The 1,089-nt window shown below is 60.8% G+C and carries 1 protein-coding gene and 1 pseudogene; both read right to left on the reverse strand.

The window, feature by feature from the left end; genetic code table 11:
• Positions 1-399 (reverse strand): FAD-binding protein (locus AC1DWI_RS24115; protein ID WP_477726035.1); only part of this gene is annotated, 399 nt, incomplete at its 3' end.
• Positions 399-1,089 (reverse strand): annotated as a pseudogene (locus AC1DWI_RS24120) (serine endopeptidase); the annotation flags it as partial. The pseudogene AC1DWI_RS24120 and the gene AC1DWI_RS24115, both read right to left, overlap by 1 nt.

A 1,089-nucleotide genomic window follows, 5' to 3' on the forward strand; every position in this document is an offset into this window, starting at 1 on the left:
GGTCTGGACCGCCAGCCCCTGCGGGTCGATGATTGTTTGCAAGTCGCGCCACCGCATACCGGCCTGGATTCTGGCGGTTCGTTTGGCAGGGTCGAATTTCACCACTGCATTCATGGAGCGCATATCCAGTTGCAGTCCGCCTTGAATTGCGGTTTGTCCACCCATGCTGAATCTGCCGCCGCCGACACTCACGCGGCCTTGCCATTTTTTTAAAGCCTGCCGGACATCATCGGTCCCACGAATTTCCGCGATCCCCGCCACCGTCACAGAGCTCAGATGCGCGACATTGCACACACTCAACGGATCGACCGGGCATTTCGCCTCGGCATTCAGTTGCGTCAGCGCAGCACCACCCGCGATTGCCGATAGCGCCCTCCTGCGCGATGGGTCAAAGCGCATTAGCTGGCACCGCAGGAATGGCAGAACCTGGCGAACGCGCTCTTGCGCGTGGAGCACTTCGCACAATGGTCAAACAGGCCGATGCCGCAGTGCGGACAAAAATCGATCTCCGGATTTTTCAGGTCCACAGCCCGCTCGCAGCCCGGGCACACGCCTTTGGAAAGCCTTGTCAGTGCCGTGTCGTAGCTCAGTTCCTCGCGGCGTTGCATGTTCGGCAGCTGCTCGATCAGCTTCTGCTTTTCCAGGTATCGGTTCAGCGAAACAATGGCCTGCCGGCCCACCAGCGCCGTGACGACAATGCCCACGATATAACGAACATAACCACCGTAGCTAGGCAGGTAAGGCACCAGCTCGACGAAGAAGGCAAACACAGCAAAGAAGATAAAACCCCACACAAAGGGCCAGTAAGTCGTCTTGCGCTTTTTCGCAAACAGCCAGCCGGCCGCCACCAGCAACGGGAGAGTCAGGGCCAGGCGGTACAGAAAGATGCGCAGTTCCACACGCCGGTATTCGGCGTTGAGTTGCACCTGGGCAGCCTCTTCCATCTCCGCCAGCCTGCGGCGCTCGCGCGTCGCACCCTGCCGGGCATCCAGTGCCGCCTGCTGCTGAGCTTCTACGGCGACGCCCGCCGCGCGTTCACGGTCTTTCAACCCGTCCAGCGCCCGCGTGCGCGACAGCAGTTCGGCATCC

This window comes from Polaromonas sp. P3_C2 (assembly GCF_056402675.1).